This window comes from Humibacillus sp. DSM 29435, from assembly GCF_001758225.1.
GTDB lineage: Bacteria > Actinomycetota > Actinomycetes > Actinomycetales > Dermatophilaceae > DSM-29435.
On record NZ_MAST01000029.1, the window covers coordinates 1 to 21131 of the forward strand.

At 68.6% G+C, this 21131-nt stretch carries 21 protein-coding genes and 1 pseudogene; 11 read left to right on the forward strand and 11 right to left on the reverse strand.

What is annotated here, in order from left to right; genetic code table 11:
• Nucleotides 1-151: 151 nt before the first annotated feature.
• From BA895_RS15745 to BA895_RS15760, 4 genes are all read right to left on the reverse strand, one after another.
• On the reverse strand, nucleotides 152-439 hold the full coding sequence (locus BA895_RS15745) for a hypothetical protein (protein ID WP_139142708.1): 288 nt from the start codon (nucleotides 437-439) through the stop codon (nucleotides 152-154).
• Nucleotides 440-535: 96 nt separating this feature from the next.
• Nucleotides 536-1330 carry a MerR family transcriptional regulator gene (locus BA895_RS15750; RefSeq protein WP_070192849.1) on the reverse strand — a complete coding sequence of 265 codons (795 nt, stop codon included), beginning with the start codon at nucleotides 1328-1330 and terminating at the stop codon, nucleotides 536-538.
• 52 nt (nucleotides 1331-1382) lie between these two features.
• Nucleotides 1383-2012: a hypothetical protein gene (locus BA895_RS15755; protein WP_139142709.1), complete on the reverse strand. Its 630-nt coding sequence runs from the start codon at nucleotides 2010-2012 to the stop codon at nucleotides 1383-1385.
• A gap of 97 nt (nucleotides 2013-2109) precedes the next feature.
• Nucleotides 2110-2892: a VOC family protein gene (locus BA895_RS15760; protein ID WP_070192851.1), complete on the reverse strand. Its 783-nt coding sequence runs from the start codon at nucleotides 2890-2892 to the stop codon at nucleotides 2110-2112.
• A 371-nt stretch (nucleotides 2893-3263) separates the two neighbouring features.
• On the opposite strand from BA895_RS15760, the gene BA895_RS15765 reads away from it, so the two are divergent.
• Entirely contained in the window at nucleotides 3264-4448 is a 1185-nt protein-coding gene (locus BA895_RS15765) for a polysaccharide deacetylase (protein WP_139142710.1), read from the forward strand.
• A 41-nt stretch (nucleotides 4449-4489) separates the two neighbouring features.
• Nucleotides 4490-4810: a TraR/DksA family transcriptional regulator gene (locus tag BA895_RS24540; protein WP_254666505.1), complete on the forward strand. Its 321-nt coding sequence runs from the start codon at nucleotides 4490-4492 to the stop codon at nucleotides 4808-4810.
• A gap of 12 nt (nucleotides 4811-4822) precedes the next feature.
• Here the strand turns inward: BA895_RS24540 and BA895_RS15775 are convergent, their stop codons facing one another.
• On the reverse strand, nucleotides 4823-5443 hold the full coding sequence (locus tag BA895_RS15775; protein WP_070192854.1) for a LysE family transporter: 621 nt from the start codon (nucleotides 5441-5443) through the stop codon (nucleotides 4823-4825).
• A 144-nt stretch (nucleotides 5444-5587) separates the two neighbouring features.
• Between BA895_RS15775 and BA895_RS15780 the strand changes: the two genes are divergently transcribed.
• From BA895_RS15780 to BA895_RS15810, 8 genes and pseudogenes are all read left to right on the forward strand, one after another.
• The gene (locus BA895_RS15780) at nucleotides 5588-5923 is read left to right on the forward strand and encodes a helix-turn-helix transcriptional regulator (RefSeq protein WP_070192874.1); all 336 of its coding nucleotides are present in this window, start codon (nucleotides 5588-5590) and stop codon (nucleotides 5921-5923) included.
• Complete coding sequence (locus BA895_RS15785; protein ID WP_070192855.1) at nucleotides 5916-6359, forward strand: SRPBCC domain-containing protein; 444 nt, start codon at nucleotides 5916-5918, stop codon at nucleotides 6357-6359. The genes BA895_RS15780 and BA895_RS15785 overlap by 8 nt, the downstream gene beginning before the upstream one ends.
• 38 nt (nucleotides 6360-6397) lie before the next feature.
• On the forward strand, nucleotides 6398-6766 hold the full coding sequence (locus tag BA895_RS15790; protein WP_070192856.1) for a nuclear transport factor 2 family protein: 369 nt from the start codon (nucleotides 6398-6400) through the stop codon (nucleotides 6764-6766).
• 11 nt (nucleotides 6767-6777) lie between these two features.
• On the forward strand, nucleotides 6778-7143 hold the full coding sequence (locus tag BA895_RS15795; protein ID WP_070192857.1) for a TfoX/Sxy family protein: 366 nt from the start codon (nucleotides 6778-6780) through the stop codon (nucleotides 7141-7143).
• A 236-nt stretch (nucleotides 7144-7379) separates the two neighbouring features.
• Nucleotides 7380-8813 (forward strand): carboxylesterase/lipase family protein, encoded by a 1434-nt coding sequence (locus BA895_RS15800; RefSeq protein WP_070192858.1) that lies wholly within the window; start codon nucleotides 7380-7382, stop codon nucleotides 8811-8813.
• A gap of 87 nt (nucleotides 8814-8900) precedes the next feature.
• Nucleotides 8901-9254, forward strand: a pseudogene (locus BA895_RS24955) (MFS transporter); the annotation flags it as partial.
• Between the two features lie 88 nt (nucleotides 9255-9342).
• Complete coding sequence (locus tag BA895_RS24550; protein WP_070192859.1) at nucleotides 9343-10092, forward strand: MFS transporter; 750 nt, start codon at nucleotides 9343-9345, stop codon at nucleotides 10090-10092.
• Nucleotides 10082-10963, forward strand: coding sequence for a phosphotransferase family protein (locus BA895_RS15810; protein WP_070192860.1), 882 nt, complete (start codon nucleotides 10082-10084; stop codon nucleotides 10961-10963). The genes BA895_RS24550 and BA895_RS15810 overlap by 11 nt, the downstream gene beginning before the upstream one ends.
• A gap of 195 nt (nucleotides 10964-11158) precedes the next feature.
• On the opposite strand, the gene BA895_RS15815 is transcribed toward BA895_RS15810, so the two are convergent.
• The 4 genes from BA895_RS15815 to BA895_RS15830 all read right to left on the reverse strand — a co-directional run bounded on the left by BA895_RS15815 (nucleotide 11159) and on the right by BA895_RS15830 (nucleotide 17287).
• A complete protein-coding gene (locus BA895_RS15815; protein WP_070192861.1) occupies nucleotides 11159-12565 on the reverse strand; it encodes an FAD-binding oxidoreductase in 1407 nt (468 codons plus the stop codon).
• Nucleotides 12566-12703: 138 nt separating this feature from the next.
• Entirely contained in the window at nucleotides 12704-13324 is a 621-nt protein-coding gene (locus BA895_RS15820) for a hypothetical protein (RefSeq protein WP_139142711.1), read from the reverse strand.
• A 143-nt stretch (nucleotides 13325-13467) separates the two neighbouring features.
• A complete protein-coding gene (locus BA895_RS15825) occupies nucleotides 13468-16740 on the reverse strand; it encodes a BTAD domain-containing putative transcriptional regulator (RefSeq protein WP_070192862.1) in 3273 nt (1090 codons plus the stop codon).
• A gap of 187 nt (nucleotides 16741-16927) precedes the next feature.
• Entirely contained in the window at nucleotides 16928-17287 is a 360-nt protein-coding gene (locus tag BA895_RS15830; RefSeq protein ID WP_070192863.1) for a nuclear transport factor 2 family protein, read from the reverse strand.
• Between the two features lie 237 nt (nucleotides 17288-17524).
• Between BA895_RS15830 and BA895_RS15835 the strand changes: the two genes are divergently transcribed.
• On the forward strand, nucleotides 17525-18235 hold the full coding sequence (locus BA895_RS15835) for a helix-turn-helix domain-containing protein (protein ID WP_070192864.1): 711 nt from the start codon (nucleotides 17525-17527) through the stop codon (nucleotides 18233-18235).
• Here BA895_RS15835 and gntF read toward each other — a convergent pair.
• Nucleotides 18212-19534, reverse strand: coding sequence for a guanitoxin biosynthesis pre-guanitoxin forming N-methyltransferase GntF (gntF, locus tag BA895_RS15840; protein WP_070192865.1), 1323 nt, complete (start codon nucleotides 19532-19534; stop codon nucleotides 18212-18214). The two genes, BA895_RS15835 and gntF, sit on opposite strands and share 24 nt — an antisense overlap.
• A complete protein-coding gene (locus tag BA895_RS15845; protein ID WP_070192866.1) occupies nucleotides 19531-21096 on the reverse strand; it encodes an NAD(P)/FAD-dependent oxidoreductase in 1566 nt (521 codons plus the stop codon). The genes gntF and BA895_RS15845 overlap by 4 nt, the downstream gene beginning before the upstream one ends.
• Between the last annotated feature and the right edge of the window lie 35 nt (nucleotides 21097-21131).

A 21131-nucleotide genomic window follows, 5' to 3' on the forward strand; every position in this document is an offset into this window, starting at 1 on the left:
CGATCCACCGCTCAGCCCGTTCGAGCGCTACCTCACCGACCTCATCGCCGGCTGACGTCGGAACAGGCTGCAGGCCTTTCAGCGGGGACTGTCGTTCCCGGTGACAAGGTGCGGCAGATAGGGCCCCACTCGTCGCCTCAGTGACGCAGGCTCACGCGCCGTCGACATCACCCGGCCCGTCCGGCACGCGCTTGCTCAAGAACCACAGGCCGACCCCGGTACCCGCAGCGAAACCGACCACGATGCCGAGCCCCACCTGATCAAGAACCAAGCCGAGCACCATCCCTACCATCAGTCCGACGGTGATTGAGTACGCGAAATACTCGTTGGCCTGCTTGTTCGTCAGATTGTCGAATCTCCCCATGGCGACAGCATGACCCGAAACGACCATCGGGTCGGACAGCCCACGCCTATCGGTGAGAACCAGCTCGGCAGCCAAGACCATCACCTGGTGGGTTACCCAGCACGCCCAGCATGTTGCCGAAGGTGTGGGTGACCGCCGACGCCAATATACGGTGACTCCGAGGTGCATGGGTCAACCTGGACGCCGCACCGGCTGCTGCAGCTCGGTGACCCAGTCGTGCTGGTCTTCGGACTCGGCGCGCAGGTAGAGCTCGCGGCACGGTCCGTCGTTCTCGTAGGCGTTCTCGACGGCCCACCGGTGCATCGCCTGCCACGACTCGTTGATCTGGCTCATCGGCCCGAGGTGCACGCCGCAGACCGCCGTGGCGGCTGGCAGGTCGACCTGCTCCAGACCGACCAGCGGCGGGCCTTCGTAGCCGTACCCCACGACGACGTCCATCCCCTCCTCCGCCTCGGCGTACGTGGCGATCGCGGTCTCCAGGCTCGCTCCTGCGGCGTTGAGCTGGGACTTCACCTGGTCGAACATTGGGCCGATGTGCTGTCCCAGCTCGGCCGGTTCCAGCATGCCCGTCAGGGCCGCCAGTCTCACTGCGGGCACGGTCTTGACAACGTAGTTAGCAGACATGTCGCTCTCCTTCTCGATCAGTCGGAGGCGGGACTCGACGGCGGCCAGCCGGGTGCCGGCCGCACGCATCTCGTTCTCAAGGTCTGTGCGGCGCAGCCGCAACATGCCGCGAAGCTCAACGGGCCCGACCTCGTCGGTCAGGATGTGGCCGACCTGCTCAAGGCTCAGGCCCAGCTCTTTGAGTGCGACGACGCGGTTGAGAACGGTCAGCTGCTCGGGCGAGTACGAGCGGTAGCTGCTCCACGCATCGACCCGGTCAGGCTTCAGCAGCCCGATCGAGTCGTAGTGGCGCAGCATCCGCACCGACACCTGGCCGAGTCGAGCAAAGTCTCCGATCAACATGACACCGTTCTCCTGCCTGACACTGTGTGAGAGTCAACCGCGCTGGTCGTGCTCAGTGATCTCCTGGCCGTTGCGTCAGCGGCGGTGGGAGCGGGCCCTTCTCACCGCTGGTCGCTTCGATGCCGGGCAGACGTTCCTGGGTCAGGTACGCGTGCAGGTTGGACGCAATCGCACTGACCGGCAGAGGAGGAAGGTAGGCAGAGGCTCCCGCTGCGAGGAGCCGGCCGACCGGGCCGGAGTAGCTGATGCCGAGCTCCTCGTCCTCGATCTCCGTGATGATCATGCGCGCCTCGGGGAACCTGCCGCGCAGCTGCGCAAGAAGCTGGGGGCTGACCGGGTGAGTGAGCACTACGTCGGCGCTTTCGGGTGCATCTTGCAGGTCGAGCACGATGTAACCGGGGCCGAATTCGTCTGACAGCCGACTGCGGGCCAGTTCAGGGAGCCGCATCGCAGTCGCCACCACGGTGACCCCGTCGTGGACCGGCGTAACGGCTGTCGGCAGCCGCGAGATCGGGAACGCGACCCCCTCCAGCACCGAGGCGTGGAACGAGAGATGGCCGACTTCGCGGCCTTCGCGAACAACCGCGATCTCGGCCCCGTCGATAGCGGCCACCATGATCTTGCGGATGTCTAACGGCAGCTCATCCACGTTCAGTGTCGGCGGTTCCCGTCGACGCTGCATGCGTCGAGTGTGCCTGACCCGACGGAGCCTAGGTGGATGACAGGCCGAACAGCCCACCTGACGGTCGAGTGGTCGTGATCACCGGCGTCTTCAGAGGTCAGCCGGATGCCGGGCCGAAGCGGACGGGCTCACCGTCTCGAGGCGAACGCCTCGCCAGCAGACAGAACTCGTTGCCGTCGGGATCGGCCAAGGTGACCCGCCCCACGTCGTGCTCACCACCGTCGCGCTCCCCACCGTCAAAGAGTGTCGCTCCGACGGCGAGGAGCCGCTCGAGCTCGGCCTGCTGATCGGTGTCGTCGGCCGGTGCGACGTCGAAATGCAGACGGTTCCGTCCCAGCTTCGGGTTCAGTGGCGGCCCACCCCAGGTGATCTTGGGGCCGCCGTGGGGCGAGCGGATCGCGGTCTCCTGGTCTTGGTCCCAGACCAGGGGCCAGCCCAGCGCCTCGCTCCAAAAGTACCCGACCTGCTGCGTTCCGCCGCAGGCGAGAGCGCCCAGAAAACCACAGTCGGCGAGGAAGTTGTTGCCGGGCGGAATGACGCAGAACTTGTTTCCCTCAGGGTCGGCGAGCACCACGTGGCCTTCCTCCGGTCGTTGACCGATGTCGATGTGCTGACCACCGAGCCGGACTGCCCTTGCCACGGTCTCCTGCTGGTGCTCCATCGACCTACTGGTCAGGTCGAAGTGCATCTGGTTCGGCCCGGTCTTCTGCTCATTGCTGGGCAGGAAGCGGATACGGAACCCGGTGTCGTCGTTGGGCCGAAGCTCAGGCGTCTCGTGGTCGTGCTCATTCAAGGCCCAGCCCAACACCGCCGACCAGAAGCGAGCCAGCCGAGCAGGGTCACTCGCCTCGATGCTCAGTGCGACGAGGTGGGAGGTCATCTCAGCACAGCCTTCCTGGGGGGCAGCCCGGGCTCAACCATCCCACGCACGCAACCGGGACGGCATCCGATATCTCACTCGTACGGAGCCTCTGGGGCTTCGGGGGCGTTGCGAGCCAAGGGTTGCTCTGCTCAGCGTGTGCGGCGAGAGCATCGGGCAGCTCACTGCAATAGTGAAGGCAGGAACTCGTCACGGTGTTCGGTCTGGGGCCAGCGCGGCCCGACGCTGCGACGGGCGGACGTCTGGAGGCAGTGATGCGCGCACGACGTAGTACCGCGATCATCGCGGCCGGGTTGCTTGCCGGTTCGACCGGCCTGCTGGGTGGCTGTTCACCGGGGAACGTGCGGCCGGCCGGGTCGAACCGTCCGCCGGTGGGACGCACCACGGGCACGGACGCCACCTCACCGGTGGTGGCCGCGCAGCGTCTGGCCGCCCAGTACGACTACGTGGGCGCGGAGAAGCTGCTGGCCCACGACACGTCGGCGGCAGCGAAGACCGAGCTCGCCGACATCGTGCGGCAGCGGGCGCGAACCCGGGCGTGGCCGGACACCACGGAGGTGTCCCACCTCTTCTACCACTCGCTGATCGTCGACCCGGCCCGCGCATTCGCCAAGAAGCAGCCCCAGCGGGTGGGCTACGCGCAGTACATGGTCACGATCAGCGAGTTCCGAGCCCAGCTGGAGCAGATCTACCAGCACGGGTACGTCCTGGTGCATCCACAACGGTTGGTCGCCAAGAACGCCCGCGGCGCCCTGCGCCCGGCCACCCTGATGCTGCCGCCCGGCAAGAAGCCGCTGGTGCTGTCTGTGGATGACGTGAACTACTACGAGTACATGACCGGGGCCGGTTTCGCCTCGAACCTCACCCTGAAGAACGGCCACGTCACCAACACCTACCGCGACGCCGGCGGCCGCGACCATCTGGGCGCCTACGACGTGCCGACGGTGATCGACGAGTTCGTTCAGAGTCACCCCGGCTTCTCCTACCGTGGCGACAAGGGGATCTTGGCGGTTACCGGTTACAACGGCGTCCTGGGCTATCGCAGCTCCGTCAAGGAGTACGGCGACGCCCCCCACACCCGGTCGCAGGGTCAGCAGGCGAAAGCCGTCGCAGACGCGCTGAAGGCGGAGGGGTGGCAGTTCGCCAGCCACACCTGGGGCCACATCAACCTGACCACCGCCCCGCTGTCACACATCAAGGCTGACGCGCGGCTGTGGGACACCGAGGTGCGGCCCATCGTCGGACCCACCGACGAGCTGGTGTACCCGTTCGGCGCGGACATCAGCGGGCTGGCGAGATACTCGCCCGACAACAAGAAGTTCACCTTCCTGCACGGCCGCGAGGGGTTCGACTACTTCTTTCCCATCGACGCCTCCAAACCCTCTTGGGCACAGCTGACCGGTCAGTCGTGGCGGCAGGCCCGGATCAACGTGGACGGCTTCTCGATGCAACGAGAGCTGGACGGCAAGAAGACCGCGCTCGAGAACTTCTTCACCACCGCCAGCACCATCGACCCCCTGCGCCCCCTGCCGCTGCCCCTGCTACTGAACAAGTGACGCAGCAGGCGACACCGGCAGGTACGCCCTACGCTGGCACGGTGCGCCCAGACATCGACGACCTGCTGGCAGAGCGGGAGCAGGAGATTCACGCCGAGCTCGCCGAGCTGACCAAGCCGGTGGGCGATGTCGGCACGATCTCGTTCGGCAAGCGAATCGGCGAGGGGACCTCGATGGCGGTCGACCGTCTCACCGCAGTATCGGCGCAGGAGAACATGCTCGCGATCCTGGCCGACATCCGACGAGCTCGGGACCGGGTCGCGGATGGCACCTACGGCTTGTGCGAGGTATGCGGCGAGCCGATCCCCGAGGGGCGGCTCGAGGCTCGCCCGTGGGCGATCAGGTGCATCCGGCACAGCTGAGGCGAAGCACGGTCAGTGCACGGTGGCCAAGAGCGCACCCATGCCGACGAAGAGACCACCGAACAGCTTGTTCAGAGTGCCTTGGCCGCGCGGGTTACGCGTGATCCGCCGCAGCCCACGAGCGGCGGTGGCGAAGAAGAACCACATCACGAGCACGTCGACGACCACGATGGTCGCGGCGAACACCAGGTACTGCGGCAGCAGTGGGCGGTCGGGGCGGATGAACTGGGGCATGAAGGCCAGAAAGAAGAGAAGTGCCTTGGGGTTGGTCAGATTGACGAGGAGCCCGCGGCGGATCATCGACCGGCGGGTGACGACCTGAGCAGCCGAGCCCTCGCCGATGACCTGGGCGCGGGCGCGCCACTGCCGGATGCCGAGAAGCACCAGGTAGGCGGCCCCGGCGTAGCGGATCACGTTGAAGATTACCGGTGAGCCGGTCACGATGACCCCGACACCGGCGGCCACGACGACGACGTACGCGAGCAGCCCGACCTGCTGCCCGAGGATGCCCCAGACGGAACGCGCCCAGCCGACACCGAGCGCGTTGGCCATCGTGTTGATGGCACCCGCGCCGGGCGTGAGGGAGATGAGCACCCCGGTCACCACCAGGGTCAGCCACAGCGACCACGACATTCTCCGAACGATATCCGCTGCCCGAGCCTGAGCTCCGCGCCGTGTCGGTCATGGTGGTGTCGAGCCGTCCAGCCCGGTCGTTCACAAACGTCCTTGAGTACAAGCAACCGTTTGTGTAGGGTGGCGCTCGACGAAGGGAGAACCGTGACCGCCGATGCGAATGCTCGCGTTGACGAGGCCCTGTCGGCCCTGGCCGACGGCAATCGCCGGTCGATCCTCGCGGTGATCCGCTCTGGTTCTCGCCCGGTGGGCCAGATCGCGCAGGAGACGGGCCTGTCCCAGCAGGCCACCACCTACCACCTGGGCGTGCTGCGTTCGGCCGGTCTGGTCAGCGGCCGGCGGTCGGGCACCCGGCACCTGTTCGCGGTCGACACCGACGGGTTGGCCGCGGTGCGTTCGTATCTCGACGGTTTCTGGCCGGCCCGGCTCACGGCTCTCAAAGAGGCCGTCGAGTCGAACACGCGCGGTCACGATGGCTGAGCACGCGACCTCGATCGAGATCGAGGCAGCGCCGCAGGAGGTCTTCGACTACCTCGTGACTCCTGGAGGAATGACCGCCTGGATGGGCCAGCGTGCCGTGCTGGAGCCGCATCCGGGCGGGGTGTTCGAGGTCGACATCGCCGGCTCGCCCATCCGTGGTGAGTACCTGGAGGTGGTGCCCCCGCACCGGGTCGTCGTCTCCTGGGGAGTGGCGGGCAGCACCGACCTGCCACCAGGCGCCTCCACGGTGGCCTTCACGCTCAGCGCGACGCCGCGCGGCACGCGGGTCGAGGTCGTGCACTCCGGCCTGCCCGACCCGCTGCTCGCCGGGCACGTAGACGGGTGGGCGCACTTCCTCCCCCGGTTGGGGGTGGCGGCGCATGGCGGTGAGGCCGGCGAAGACGACTGGATGCCGCTTGCGCCGAGCCTGCCCTGAGCGCAAACCGATTCCATCTACCGAGGGAGCAGCTCACCATGCACACCGACACCACCTCTCCGGCCCTGGAGACGGCTCTGGCCTATCACCGGGCCTGGACCACCGGAGATCTCGACAGTGCCATGACCCACGTCGCCGACGACATCGTCTGTCGGGCACCCGGTCAGGAACTGCGCAACAAGAGCGAGTACCGCTCGTTCCTGGGCGGGTTCAGCAAGATGCTGACCGGCCTGACCGACGTCGCCGCGTTCGGTGACGACGAGCACGTCGTGCTGTTCTACTACCCACACACGGTGGTTACCAGCACCGCCCCCGCCGCCGAACACTTCACCATCCGTGATGGTCGTATCGTCGAGAGCGTGCTGGTGTTCGACCGGATCTCTTACGCCCCAGCAGCATCCGAGTAGACAAGGCAAGAATGGCCACCGGTGAGAACGTCGTCGAGCGTGTGCGCGCAGCGCTCGACCGGCAGGGCGCAGTGCGTGAGGTAGCCATGTTCGGCGGTCGCGCGTTCATGGTGAACGAGAAGCTCCTCGTCAGCGTGGGCCGCGACGGCAGCCTGCTGGCCCGTGTCGACCCCGACCGAGCGGCCGAGCTGCTGGCCGTAGATGGTGCCCGGCCGGCCGAGATGGGAGGCCGGTCGATGGGCCCGAACTGGATGCTCATCGCCTTCGAGGCAGTCAGCACCGACGAAGGCCTGAGCTTCTGGCTCGATGTCGCACTCGCGCACAACCAGGCACCCGTGAGGTCAGGGTCACCCGTCGGGCTGGTTGAGGTCGGTTGAGTTCTCGTTGATGCGCTGCCCCTAGCGTCGGTCGAGAACCTCGACGAACCAGGAGCAACCAGAACTATGACCATGACCATGAGAAACCACAAAGCCGCTGGAGAGCGGCGCATGACCGGGACCCGGCCGTCGTCGACCAGATCACGGTTGGCCGACGTGAACCCGACGGTCGAGCTGCCGGCGAACGAGGGCGGCCGCCACGGTGCGGCGAGCCTCGTGAGGACGATGATGGCCAGATGAACGTCGACGTCAAGGTCGCCGCTGGCGTGGTCCGTGGCGAGATGGAGGCCGACCTCGCGGTCTTCCGCGGCATCCCGTATGCCGCGCCGCCTGCGAGGTTCGGTGCCCCGAAGCCGGTTCGAGGTTGGGTCGGGGTGCGAGAGGCCACCAGGTTCGGGCCACCGCCTCCGCAGTCTGGCGCTTTGGGCGCGGGCACACCGGCTGAGGCGGGTGACGACTGGCTGACGGTCAACGTGTGGTCGCCCGACCTGAACGCCGGGTTGCCGGTGATGGTGTGGATCCAAGGTGGTGGGTACTCGTTCGGCTGGTCGGGCCTGCCCGAGTACGACGGCACCAACCTCGCGCACGGCGGCGTCGTCGTGGTCACCTTCAACTACCGGGTCGGGCTGGAGGGGTTTGGCTACGTGGAAGGGACGCCGCCCAACCGCGGCCTGCTCGACCAGGTCGCGGCGCTGGAGTGGGTGCCGCACAACATCGGAGCGTTCGGCGGTGACCCCGGCCGGGTCACCGTGTTCGGCGAGTCCGCGGGCGGGGGCTCGGTGGCGGCGCTGATGGCGATGCCGCGAGCGGCGGGGTTGTTCCACCGGGCCATCGCACAGAGCGTGCCGGGAACCTTCTTCACCCCCGCGCTGGCCGCCGACATCACGGCAGCGTGCGCCGCCGAGCTCGGTCTGCAACCGAACGATCTGCCCACCGTGGATCCTCAGCAGCTACCTGCCGCCGGCGACGCGGTCATGGCGAAGATGGGCCAGTTCACGGCCCGCTGGGGCAAAGCAGCACACGCGCAGATAACGTTCGCTCCGGTCGTCGACGGTGATGTGCTGCCCACGACGCCGTGGGAAGGTCTGACCGGCCAGGTCGACCTGGTCGTCGGGCACACCCGTGACGAACAACGGCTGCTCACGGCGCTGAGCGGAATGCTCGGCCATGCCACCGAGGCCCAGGCCGCCGAGACCACGGACATCTTCGCGCCGAGTCCGCAGCGGTACCGGGAGAGGTTTGCCGACCCTGAGCAACTCTTCGAGGTGGTGCGTTCGGACTGGCTGTTCCGGATGCCGTCACTGCACCTCGCCGAGGCTCAGCTGCGCGCCGGTGGCGTGGCCTACCTCTACGAGCTGAGCTGGACCGCCCCGGGCATGGGCGGAGTGCTCGGCGCCTGCCACGGCCTGGACGTGCCACTGGTGTTCGGCAACCTCACCGTCGGTTCACCAGCGATGCTGATCGGCGAGGTCACCCAGGAAGCGGAGGCGGTCTCAGCACAGATGCGCACCGCGTGGACGGCGTTTGCCACCGCCGGCGACCCCGGCTGGCCCTCCTACGACACCGGTTCGACGCGGATCTTCGACTTCGAGCCGACCGTCACGGCCTACCCCGAGCAGTTCTCACGCGAGATCTGGCGGAACCCTCCGAGCGTGCTCGACCTGACGTGAGCGGCCGGATCCTCCGTGGTGAACAGGCTCAGGGCTCTCTTCAGGCGGCGCCGGTTCGCCACGGTCGTCGGCGGCGAAGGGGTTTCCATGGTTGGCGATGCCGCCTTCGAGATCGCGCTGGCCTGGACGATCCTGACTTCCACCGGGTCGGTTGCCGCTCTGGCCGGTGTGCTGCTCTTCCAGGCCGTCCCGCGCGGCGTCCTGCTGCTGCTGGGCGGCGCCGTCGTCGACCGCTACTCGCCGCGGGCCGTGATGATCGTGACCCACGTGGCGCGGGCCGTCGCACTTGCCTTGATGGCGTTCATCGCGGTCACCGGCACCCTGACGATGTGGCAGCTGGCAGCGCTCGCGCTCGTGATGGGCATGTCGGCAGCGTTCTTCAGCCCGGCATCCGAGAGCATCCTGCCCAGCCTCGTCGAGCAGGACGAGCTCGCGCAGGCCAACGCCGTCCGGGGGTTGTTCGAGCAGACGTCCCTGATCGTGGGGCCGGTCATCGGGGGGGGTCCTCATCTCAGCAACCGGCGCCTGGGTGGTGTTCGGCTTCAACGCGTTGACCTTCGTCGTCGCCGCGTTCACCGTGCTGGCCGCCCCGACGACCGTCACCGCAGGGGGCGGCGCACCCTCACCGACGGAGATTCTCCGGCAGATCGGCGAAGGACTGGGTCGCGCCCGCCGCTCCCACGAGGTGCGCCTGGTGCTGATCGTTGTCTCCGCGGCCACGCTCAGCTACAGCGGTGTCTTCGCCGTAGGCCTGCCCGTGCTCGCCACGTCGATGGGAGGAGCCGGCTCCCTCGGGCTGATGGTGGCCGGATGGGGAGCCGGCCAGCTCATCGGAGCCTTGGCGGCCGCCCTGACCGGCCTGCCACGACGCTGGGGACTGCTCATCATCGGCATGACCTTGGTCGAAGCGGTCATGTTCACGACGCTCGGCCTGGTCTCCACCCCGTGGACGGCAGCCGGGCTCCTGTTCCTGGTGGGTATCGGCGTGTCGTACAGCAGCGACGTGGCACTCCCGACCTTCATCCAGACCCAGACCCCGCGTCACCTCCTCGGCCGGATCAACTCCGTCATCGGCCTTCCTCGAGTGGTGTTCGAACCCGTCTCGATCTCGATCCTGGGGCTCGCTCTGTCGCGCTCGACCTCTTGGGGATTCGCGCTCGCAGCCGTGCCCGTCCTCGTCGCCGGCGCCGTGCTCGCTTTCCACCCGCGCGCCCGCGCGCTCAGCACTCAACCGGGTGTGGTGTCGCCGTGTGTCGGGAGGGTGTGTGATGATTTCTGACGCGTACGTAGAGAAGATTCGTGAGGTCTACCCGGGCCTCGCGCTCGATCACCTGCAGCTCATCTCCGACGGCATGGTCAACGATGTCGTCGTCGTGAATCATGAGCTGGCCTGTCGCTTCGTTCGGGACGCGGGCGACGCGCAGACTCTCGCCCGCGAAGCCGCCGTGCTGAGCGTGATTCACAACCGGGTGGAGCTTTCCGCCCCCCGCCTCGAGCATCGCGAGGCAGGGTTCGCCAGCTACCGGTACATTCCCGGCGAACCCCTGTCGCGAAACGCTTTGGTCATGCTCAGTGCCCGGGGTCGCTCCCGCATCATCGCGGAACTGGGGCTCTTCCACACCCAGCTTCACGGCATCCCAGCTGAAACCCTGACTGCGTCGGGAGTGCCGCGGTCAGCAGCCGTGCGCTCGCGTGCCGACTGGCTCGATCTGCACGACCGCGTCCGGAACAGCCTGTTTCCCCACCTCTGGAGACATCAGCAGGTGTGGGTCGACGAGTTGTTTGCGCCGCTGGTGTCGGGTCACCTCGACCTGAGCTACACACCCACCCTGATTCACGGCGACCTGGCGAGCTACCACATCCTTCACGACCCAGAGCGTGAGGCGCTCACCGGCGTGATCGACTTCGGTGTGGCCGGACTAGGTGACCCGGCGTGTGACATCGCGGTCCAGCTCGGCAACTACGGTGACGGCGTCGTACAGCGGATGGCAGCGGACTATCCACGGCTTCTCGACGTCATCGACCGCGCGCGGTTCTGGGCCGGCACGTTCGAGCTCCAATGGGCCACCGCTGGTCTGGAGCAGAATGACGTCTCACTGCTGTTGGCCCACATCGGCGGAAACCGCGAAACGCGATCCGTCGGTTTCTGAGGTCGGCGTCGCTGACGAACACGGTTCCGAACTGGCGGACCTCCGGGGCACCTGTTGCTTTCAACATCCTCTGGTCCTGGGTCGAGAACGTCGAGCTCGGATCAACTCATTCGTCGCCATGCCCCAGATCGGCGAGGAGGCGGCGGGGCCGCGCCTCCTCGCCGACGCACTGACCCCGACGGGCCGTATGTCGGGTCACACGGTGGGCACGATGTTCTGGTTGAGGCGGAACAGGTTGGTCGGGTCGTACCGGTTCTTCAGCTCCACGAGCCGGCGGTGGGTCTGCGGCGGGTAGGAGGCCAGGACCAGGGCCGGGTCGGATTCGCCGGTGAAGTTCACGTAGGCGCGGGCGTCGGGCCCGAGCGCCGTCGTGACTCCGCGCGCCCAGTCGGTGGCCTGCTCGAACCCGTTGGCGTCCGGGGTGCGCGCGATGACGTTGACGATGAACTCCTGGTCGCGCAGCGCGTAGGCCGTGTCCTGCGCGCCGACCCGGCCGACGGCGCCCCCGAGGTGTTGCAGGTGGATCTCGGCCAGCGGGCCCGGCAGCGTCGCGAACGACTCGGCCAGCACCCGCAGAGCACGGTCATCGAGAGCGGGTAGGAACGCGGAGCGGAAGTAGTTGTGGATGCCGCGCGGCCAGAGCGGGTCGAGGGCCTGCTGCCAGCCGGCGTACGGGTTGGCCGCGAACACGTCGGAGATGACGGTGCCCAAAGCCCGGAAGGGAGCTGTGGCTGCCTCACCAGCGTCGGGGTCGCCCGACCAGCAGCCGCCGACACCGATGATCCGGGTGCCGTGCACCGACTCGGGCAGGAACGGCACCGGTGGGGCGGTGGTCAGGTTGACCAGCGTCGTCAGCTCGTCAGGGGCAGCCGCGCAGGCTGCCCGGTACCCGGCCAACACCTGTTCGGCCTCCTGCGCCGGGTAGAAGACCAGACCGGAGAGCACCGTCGGGCCGACCTCGTGGAGCTGGAACTCGAATGAGGTCACGACCCCGAAGTTTCCGCCGCCACCGCGTAGACCCCAGAACAGCTCGGCGTTCTCGTCTGCGCTGGCGCGCACGAACTGACCGTCGGCGGTGACGAGGTCCGCGCGGATGAGGTTGTCGCAGGCCAGTCCGTGTTTGCGCATGAGCCAGCCGATACCGCCACCGGTGGTGAACCCCGCGATCCCGGTCGAGGAGACCAGACCGCCCGTCACCGCGAGCCCGAACTGTTGGGTTTCGGCGTCAAGGTCCTTCCAGGTGCATCCGGCCTGGGCGGTGACCGTACGGTCGTCGGGGTTGACCTCGATGCCGGTCATCTGCGAAAGGTCGAGCAGGATGCCCCCGTCGATGGTGGAGAACCCAGGGATGGAATGGCCCCCACCGCGAACTGCGAGGGGCACCCCCTCGCTTCGCGCGAGGTCGACGGTGCGCATCACGTCGGCCACACCGGCACACTGGGCGATCACGGCCGGATGCCGGTCGTGTGCTCCGTTCCAGATGCTGCGGGCCTGGTCGTAGCCGGGCTCACCCGGCAACACCGCGCTACCTCGCAGCCCCGCGGTGAACTCAGCAAGGGTGGCGCTCCCGATCGGGCTGGATGCCGTCTGCGTCGTGGTCATTGCATTCTCCTCATTGCTTGGTCATCGGTCTTTCGTCCGCGCCGACGGCGACACTCATGGTCAGCGTCGCCGTCGGTGTCCCCCTGGTATGCCCCGGTGTCCCCCCGGGTGAAGTCACGTGCGCTCCGGTGTGGTCGGTCAGGGGCGGAAGCGGCCCAACGGGCCGTCGGTGTCGGCGAACGAGCCCGTGTTGAGCACCTGCACCCCGGCGTTGTGTTCGCCGTTGAACGGCGTGGTGGCGCCCGGGCAACCGGCCTTGAGCGCGTCAGCCGGGTTGTTGAACCAGATCCCCACGTGGAAGGTGTGAACCGGCCCGAACGCCGGGTTGGTGGTGGCGTCGGGCGTCGGAGTGGAGTGCACCGACGGGGCCGGGGCCACGCCGGGGGCGATCGCGAAGGTCTCCTGGCTGAAGCGCCCGACGTACTCCACGTCGGCCTTGCCGAGGCCGTTCGACTCCAGGTCACCCTGGTACCACGACACCCCGAACGGGGCGTTGGGCACCTGGATGACGAAGGTGTCGAAGTCGGTGTTCTTCGCCAGCCCCCACGCCTGGATCCGCATCCGCTCCACCGGCCCGTCATGGGTCACGGTCACCCTGGCCTTGGCCTGCGGAAGGCAGCGGGCGGCCACGATCCCCGGCGAGCGCTGCATGGTGAAGCTCGTGTGCGGGCCCGAAGCGCCGGCGCTCGAAGCGCTGGCGAAACCGGTTCCCACGGCGGCGAGCGCGAGTGCGCCGGCGGCAATACTGCGTGTCTTCATCGGTGTTGTCCTCCCTTGGTGTCCAGCGAGTGCCGGACGACCCGACCCGGTGGTCCGGGCTCGTGGTCATGGTGTGTTCCTGGCCTGATTCAGCTGCGGAACCGACGTTAGGGATCACGACTCAACGAGAACTCAATGCCATCTCAACCCACCTCATCGCGACGACGCCCGGCGCGGCTCGCCGCTGCTCCTCCCCGGAGCACAGCCAGCCGGCTTCCCGCAATGACGCACCGGGTACGGTCGAGAACGACTGCGGCCAGGGCTGTTTCACGGTCGGCTCGCCGGTCGTCACCCAGCTCCGCCGACAGCTCGGCCATCTGCAGCCGCAGCCAACCAGCGAACCGCGGCCAGGGGGTGAGCCGATCCGCTGCCCTGCGGTACATCTCCCGGGCGGCCCGGGTCTCGCCCGCCAACAGCTCCATGGCCCCCAGTACCGTCAACGATGCGCCGATCCCCACCTGGTCGCCGGCCGCCTCAAACCCGGCGAGCGACCGGCGAGCGCTGCCCAGCCCGCCATCCACGTCACCAGCCATGGCCTGTAGCAGGCCGAGGTTGATCTCGGTCAACAGCTCACCTCGACGGTCGCCGACGGCCACCCGAATCTCGTGGGCCAGAGACAGGGCCCGACCGGCCTGCTCGAAGTTGCCGCTGTCGCGGTGGATGCACCCGACCTGGTGGAGCGCCTGCGCTCTGGCGAGCTCATCGCCGAGATCCGCGAACAGCTCGACGGCTTCGACGACCGGAGGGATCGAAGACTGCAGGTCGCCCATGAGCCGGTTCGCGTGGCCGTAGGCAGACAGCACGAACCCGGTGGCCTGGGCCACCCCCACACGGCGTCCGAGCAACATGGTCTCCTCCATGCACGGCACCAGGCGACCGGCCACCGGAACCAGCTGCAGACAGGGCGTGACCACCGGCAGAAAGGGTCGCGCACCGGCATCCGCCTGGGCCAGCTCGCTCAGGCAGCCGTCGAGGTGTCGCACCGCGAGTGGCCCGTCTTCACGGAACAGCGCGCTCTGGGCGAGCAGCCAGCTCCCAGCGGCAGCGTGGTCCGGTCGACTCCGTTCGTGTCCCTCCGCTCTCAGGGCGGCCGCCATCGCCTCGGCTTCGTCGAGATCGCAGGCACTCCACGCGAGAGTCGCCTCGACGATCTGCGCCATCACCACCTCGTTCGGTTCACCGATCTGTCGCACGATGGCCAGCGCTTCAGCGCCCAGCGACCGGTGCCGGTCGCTACGGCCCCGTCGGCTGTCCAGACCGGTGAGGCCGATCAGGGCCGCTGCTCGGGGGCGGGTCGGGTCGGGCGCCCTGGCCAGCGCCCGGTCGATCCATCGGGCGCCCTCGACCGCGTGGCCGCGCACGAACCAGAAGCGCCACAGGCTTGCGGCCAGGCGAAGAGCGGTCTCTGGGTCGTGGGCACACGCCCAGCTCAGCGCTGCCCGCAGGTTGTCGTGCTCGCGGTCAAGCAGCCTCGGCCTCTCGATCACCACGCCCGTGGCCCGTTCGGGATTGTGGGCGACGGCGAAGTTGAGAAAGTACGCACAGTGAGCGGCCGCGAGCTGCTCGGCCTCGGCTGCGTGCCCGAGCTTCTCGTGGGCGAACTGACGAACGGTCTCCAGCACCCGGTACCGCGTCGAGGCAGCAGCTCGGATCGGCACCACCAGCGACTGGTCGACCAGCCTGGCGAGCAGACCCAGCACCTGGGGTTGCTCCCCCGGAATCACACAGCAGACGGCTTCGACCGCCTCGAGGGTGAAACTACCTGCGAACACGGAGAGTCTGCGTAGCAGAACCTGTTCGGGTTCGGCGAGCAGGTCGTGGCTCCACTCCAGTGTTCCCCGAAGAGTCTGTCGGCGGGTGATCGAGGCGTTGCCCCCGTCAAGCAGCGTGAGCGCATCACCCAGGCGAAGCACGATCTCCGCGGGCTCGAGTACGGCGACCTTCGCCGCCGCCAGCTCCAGAGCCAGCGGCATCCCGTCGAGTCGGCGACACAACTCGACCACCCCGGGCGCGTTCTCGGCGTCGAGCCTGAAACCGGGCCGAACCTGGGCGGCCCGTTCGACGAACAACCACACGCTCGGCAGGCGCGCCAGCGCGGTCAGGTCGGCCAGGTCTGTCGTGGTGTTCCAGTCGGATGCCGGCAAGGCCAACGAGGGCACCCGCAGCGTGTACTCCCCGTGAGCGTGCAGCGGCTCTCGGCTGGTCGCGAGCACGACGACGCCCGGGCAGGCCGCGAGCACGGCGCCCACCAGTCGAGCACAGGCGGCGAGCAGGTGCTCACAGTTGTCCAGCACCATCAACAGCCGTTGGTCGCGGAGCTGGTCGACGAGGGCGCGCGCCCGGTCGGGCGCGAAGTCGGAGTCCAGCCCCAGCGCTTCAGCCACCGCGTCGGCCACCTGCGCCGACTCACCGACCACAGCCAGGTCGACGAACCACACCCCGTCGGGGTACCTCGAGCGCACGTGCCGGGCCGCCTCAACCGCGAGACGCGTCTTGCCGCTGCCACCGGCACCGGTGAGGGTGAGCAGCCGAGCCTGCGAGGTCAGGCGCTCCACGTCGGCCAGCTCACGCTCACGGCCCACGAAGCTGGTCAAGGGGCTGGGAAGACGACCGACAAAGGCCTGGGTCGTCATGTCGGTGGGCCGGGGCCGCCCCCCTGCCGGCGCACCGGTCAACAGCTCACGGAACAGGGCAGCCGTCTGCGCGTCGGGATCGGTCCCGAACGTCTCCAGAAGGTCGTCGACCAGCCGCTCGTAGCGCGCCAACGCCTCCGACCGTCGACCCATCGCGGCAAGCGTCGCCATCAGCGCGCGCACGGCGCCCTCGTGGACCGGGTCGGACTCGAGCACCCGGGTGAGGATGAGCACCGCCTCCTCGGGAGCGCTGCGCCCGAGGGCCGCCGCCAGCTTCACCGAGAGCTCCCGGTAGGTGACGCGCAGCTCGTCGCGGCGGGCTGCCAACCATTGCACGTCCGGCAGATCAGGCAGCAGGTCACCCACGTAGAGGTCGGTCGCGGCCCGCAACATCGACGCGTCGTCGCTCGCCAGGGCCTCCCTCGCGGCCAGCTCGAACTGGATGACGTCAACGTCGACCGGGCCGGCGGCGTCGAGCACGACCTGTTCGTCGCGGATGGACAACCGCCCGGGCTGGGAAGGTCCACCGCCGGTGACCGCCCGACGCGCCACGTACAAAGTCTGATGGAGGTTTCGGGCCGCCGCCAGCGGCTCCAGGTCGGGCCAGAGCTGGTCGAGCACCTGCTCGCGGTGACGACGTTGACCGGGAGCCAGAGCGAGCATCGCCACAAGCGACTTTGCCTTTCGCAGGCGCCACCGGTCGGGGTCGACCCCGACCTCGTCGGTGGTCACGACGAACGACCCGAGCAGCTGAACCCGCCAGCCGGTTGGGTCCGAGGTCACAGACCGTGGCTGCCCGCCTTGGCCCGGGTGACGCACGTGGCCGTTCATCGTGAGACCACCGTCGTCGCAGGGAGCAACGCCGTCGCGGGCACGCCTCGCTGACCGGCCACCCTCCATTCTCGCGCGATCGGGGCAAGATGACGCCTGAATTTCGGCGGGGTGCCGGTGGGCCCGACCGGCGGTCGACCTAATGGGCCGAGGCTGCGTGCATCGCGAAGGTCTGCGACACGATCTTGCCGTCGTCGACCACGAACGTGTCGGTGCCGAGTGGGATGTCCGCTCCCACACTCCACGTGATGTAGGCGATGTTCCCCTCCACCTGCAGGCTTCTGAGCTCGAACCGCTCCAGGGCCCCCACCGGCAGCGCACCGACGAAGTCCACGAAGAAGCCACGCACCTCGTGCTTGCCGTGGTAGATCTTGGCCTCACCGTAGAGCCGGGCCTCGTCGTGGTAGTCCTTCACGATCGAGTCGACCTCCTCGTGCTCCAGGAAGGCTCGCAGGTGCTCGCGAACAACGGCTTCGGTGGTGGATGAGTCGTCTTTCATGTCAGGTCTCCTCGATGGTGCTGGCGGTCGAACCGTGTGTTCGCTCGTCCAGAACGAGGATGCGTCGGATGACGTCGCCAGAACGAGTGACGATGTCGTACCGCCCGCCAGCCCGGTCTGAGAGCACCAGCAGCCGGCGTAGAGGTGGAGACGACGCAGGTGGGTGCATGGCAGCCCGTGCTGAGCAGTACAGAACCCGTACTACCCGCGGTGCCGTTCCGGGTGCACGATGGGGCGATGACGAGCCGCAGGGAGTACTGCCCGATCGCCTGCGGGGTCGAGGTGCTCGGTGACCGATGGACCCCGTTGGTCATTCGCGAGCTCATGATCGGGGCTCGCGGGTTCAACGAGATTCATCGCGGGGTACCTCGGGCAAGCCGCAGTCTGCTGGCCCAACGGCTGCGCGATCTCGAGCGTCGAGGGTTGGTCGACCACACCGCGCGCGGGCCCGGTCTAGCCGGGTCGTACGAGCTGACTCCGGCCGGGCAGGCCTTGACCCCCATCGTGTGGGCGATGGGTCATTGGGCCGCGGAGTGGGTGTTCGGTGACCCGAGCGACGACGACATCGACGGGTTGTCGCTGATCTGGCGCACCCACCAGTTCGCCATCCCCGCCATGCTGCCCGTGGCCCGCACCGTGGTGCACCTTGTGCTCACCGGAGCGGGGGGCGCCCAGGGCTGGCTCGACATCGAACGTCCGGGCATCACCGTCTGCAAGGACGACCAGGGCCTGACCGTCGACCTCGCGCTCGAGGCCGACACCGCCCAGATGCAGCGCTGGCTCCTCGGGCTCGTGCCGTTCCGGGAGCTTCTCGCGAACGGGCAGGCCCGCTTCCTGGGTCCGAGCCGGCTGGCGCGGGCGTTCCCCACGTGGTTCGACACCACCGTGTACTCCCATGGGTTGCGGCGCGCCGATCAGCGCCGGCTACGCGACGCCGTTTCCGCCTGACGGCCGACGGGCCTGGGCCAGCACGATGCCGTCGTAGCCGTGGGCGGCCTGCGCGGGCAGGTGACGTGTCTCGACGGAGGCCGTCCCCTGGCCCCAGGCGGCCTCGATCACCGCGCGCACGTCGCGCTCGTCAACGTGCGCACTCGGGAAGTACCTTCCACCCACGTGGTAGCCAGAAGACCGGCGCAGCGCGGCGGTGAGAAGCCGGCCCTCGACCCCCACCCGATCGAGAACATGCCCCATGAACGCGGACCACGAGGCGTGGTCCGACGTCGCCGAGTCTGCACAGTAAGCGCTGACCACGGTCGAGTAGTCACCCGTCTTGACGGCGGGAACTCGACCGTCGACCTCGACGAGCCGGGTGACCCGTTGCCGGGTGAGCTCCTCACGGGCGCTGACCTCGGCATCGGTTGGCCGGGCGACCCCTTCGCACTGCAGCGTGTAACGCACGAAGGGCCTCCAGTCGTGGGCTTCGGGGTCGTGATCGAGCCAACGGCGGATCTCGGCGAGGTTGCCGGGCAGGTAGTCACCGAGGTGGATCTCCGAGGCCACAGTCGCGGCGAGGAAGACGTGGTGCAGCGTCGGACCGACGCCGAAGAACAGCATGGGGCGGCCAGCAGGCACCTGCCGCATCGCCTCCACGAAGTACGCGATCGTCTCCTCCTCGTCGGGCTCGACCCGGGAGTAGTAGTCGGCGAGGTAGTCGCCGGGCACCCAGTCGGTCTCGAACGACGCGAACCTGCGGGTGAGCACGTGATGGGTCGCCCGGGCCACCGCGTACACGGCCACCGCCGCACCCAGGTTGGCGCCCGTGAGAAACATCAGTGCGTTGTCGGTGGACACCAAGTCGGTGAAGGCGGCCAACCCGAAAGCCCCCACGTAGTAGGGCACCTCCAGGGCCAGCTCGGCGGCGAGATAGGCGGCGCACGCGGCCAGCCGTCGCGTTCGCCGGTCGCCCCCCAGGCGGGTGGCGAGGTCGAAGGCGCCCTTGGAGAGCAGGTTGGTGCTGGTGCCAGTGCGCTCGAGGAGGTTGACGTTGGCCTGGAGGTTGACCCGCAGACCCAGCCACCACACGACGTAGCTCGCGACCCATGCGGCCACCACCACCCCGTGGGCCAACCCGAGGCCGCTCACCAGTGTGACGAGGAGCAGGCCGAACCCGGTGGCAGCCAGGTCGACCCCGTACGTGGTCATGACGGTGGCGGCAGCCGAGACAAGCCAGCCCCGAAACGGACGTCGGCCGAGAACGGCTGTGGTCAGGGCGCTTCCGTGCGCAGTTGTGGACACCGTCTTGGTCATCGCGATGGTCTCGTTCCCGCGCTCCCAACCACGGACCTCGTGCCGTCGTCGTCACTGCGGCTGCGGGTTCGCGCTTCCGACCTGACATGCAAGAACGTGTCCCTAACCGTGGCCGTCGCCACTTCACGAAGCAGGTCTGCGCGCGTCGGCCCGTCGCCGGGGTAGCGCGTCCCGCCCAGCCAGGGCCCCAGGCGGAGCCCGACCTCAGGGTCGGAGAGCGCCTCGCGGGGGGTGACGAGCAGTCCCGCAACACGGGCCGACGCCCGCGCCAGAACGGGGTCGCCACTGGCTCCGTTGAGCAGTGCGGTGGTCATCGCCCACGTCGGGTCTTCGGTGGCGTACGGGACGCCCAGGATGTCGGAGTCGATCTCTGCGAGCCGGTGTCGGTCGAAGCGAAGAGTTGCGTCGACCCACGGCGTGACGCGCGTGGCGACGGCCTCGGCGTACGCGAGGGCGAGTTCCGAAGCCGCGCTCGGTGCGGCGGCGAGCACGTCTCTCAACGCCACCGCCTGGATGACGCCGATGGCGGCGCCCCGACCCAGCGAGGGATTGGTGGCTGCCGAGGCGTCACCGACCGCGACCAGCCCGGTCACGACCGGGCGACCGTCGCGGACGTAGTCGCGTGAGACGTCTTCGAGGCCGGCAATGGGCGAGACCACCGTCAGGGGGATGCCGTGCTGCAGCCACTGCGCGGCGACCGGGCTGGTCCGGGCAGCGGCCTCCCAGACCGCTTCCTCGCGCAGAGCGCGCAGGGCGCGATCCTTGGCGCTGGTGACCAGCACGATGCAGTAGGTGCCCCCGTCGCCCGGGAGGGTGAGGATCGACCACGAAGGATGGTGTGACAGGGCCGGCCCGTGGCCCGTGGGGAGGTGGCCGTCTGTGGCGCGGTAGTGCCGGCCATAGTAGACGAAGCCACCGGGCTCACGGGTCAGGGCGGGATCCGGGCCGCCGAGCCGACGCACCCAGGCCGGGACCGGGGTGCGCCGGCCACCCGCATCGATGACGAGGTCGGCTTCGACGGTGCCCTCGTCGGTCGTGACGCCCCGAACATGCGGGATGGGCCAGCCGGTTCCGGCATCCGCGACGAGGCCGGTGACCCGTACCCCACGCCGGAGGGTGAGGCCGCGCTGGTCGGAGGCGAGCCGGCTCACACTGGCCTCAAGCACGGGCCGGCGGGCTGTGACCGTGTCGAACGCCTCGTCGCCCGGCCGCCACCCGTGAGTGACGCACTCGGGCTGCAGGTGCAGCAGGTTCACCCTGGACGCACCGTCCGTCATCAGCCGGGTGAGCAGGTCGGGCAGCTCGCGCGCCATCTCCGCGGTCCACCGGGGCAGCATGAGGTGTGGCTGACGGAACTGGTTGACGCCCGGGCGCCGCCAGCCGACCCAGGCCTCCTCGGGTGTGGCCGGCGGACCGGTGGGGTCACCGTCGAGCACGGTAACCCGATGGCCGTCGCGCGCGAGCAGGATGGCGGTGGTCAGGCCTACCAGTCCCGCTCCCACGACGACGATGGTGCGCCGGGGCGAGGTCGGGGCGGATGGCGCGGCGCTGAGCTGGGTCATGGCGGTCTCCTTGTGAACGGACCGCCACGGTCTCG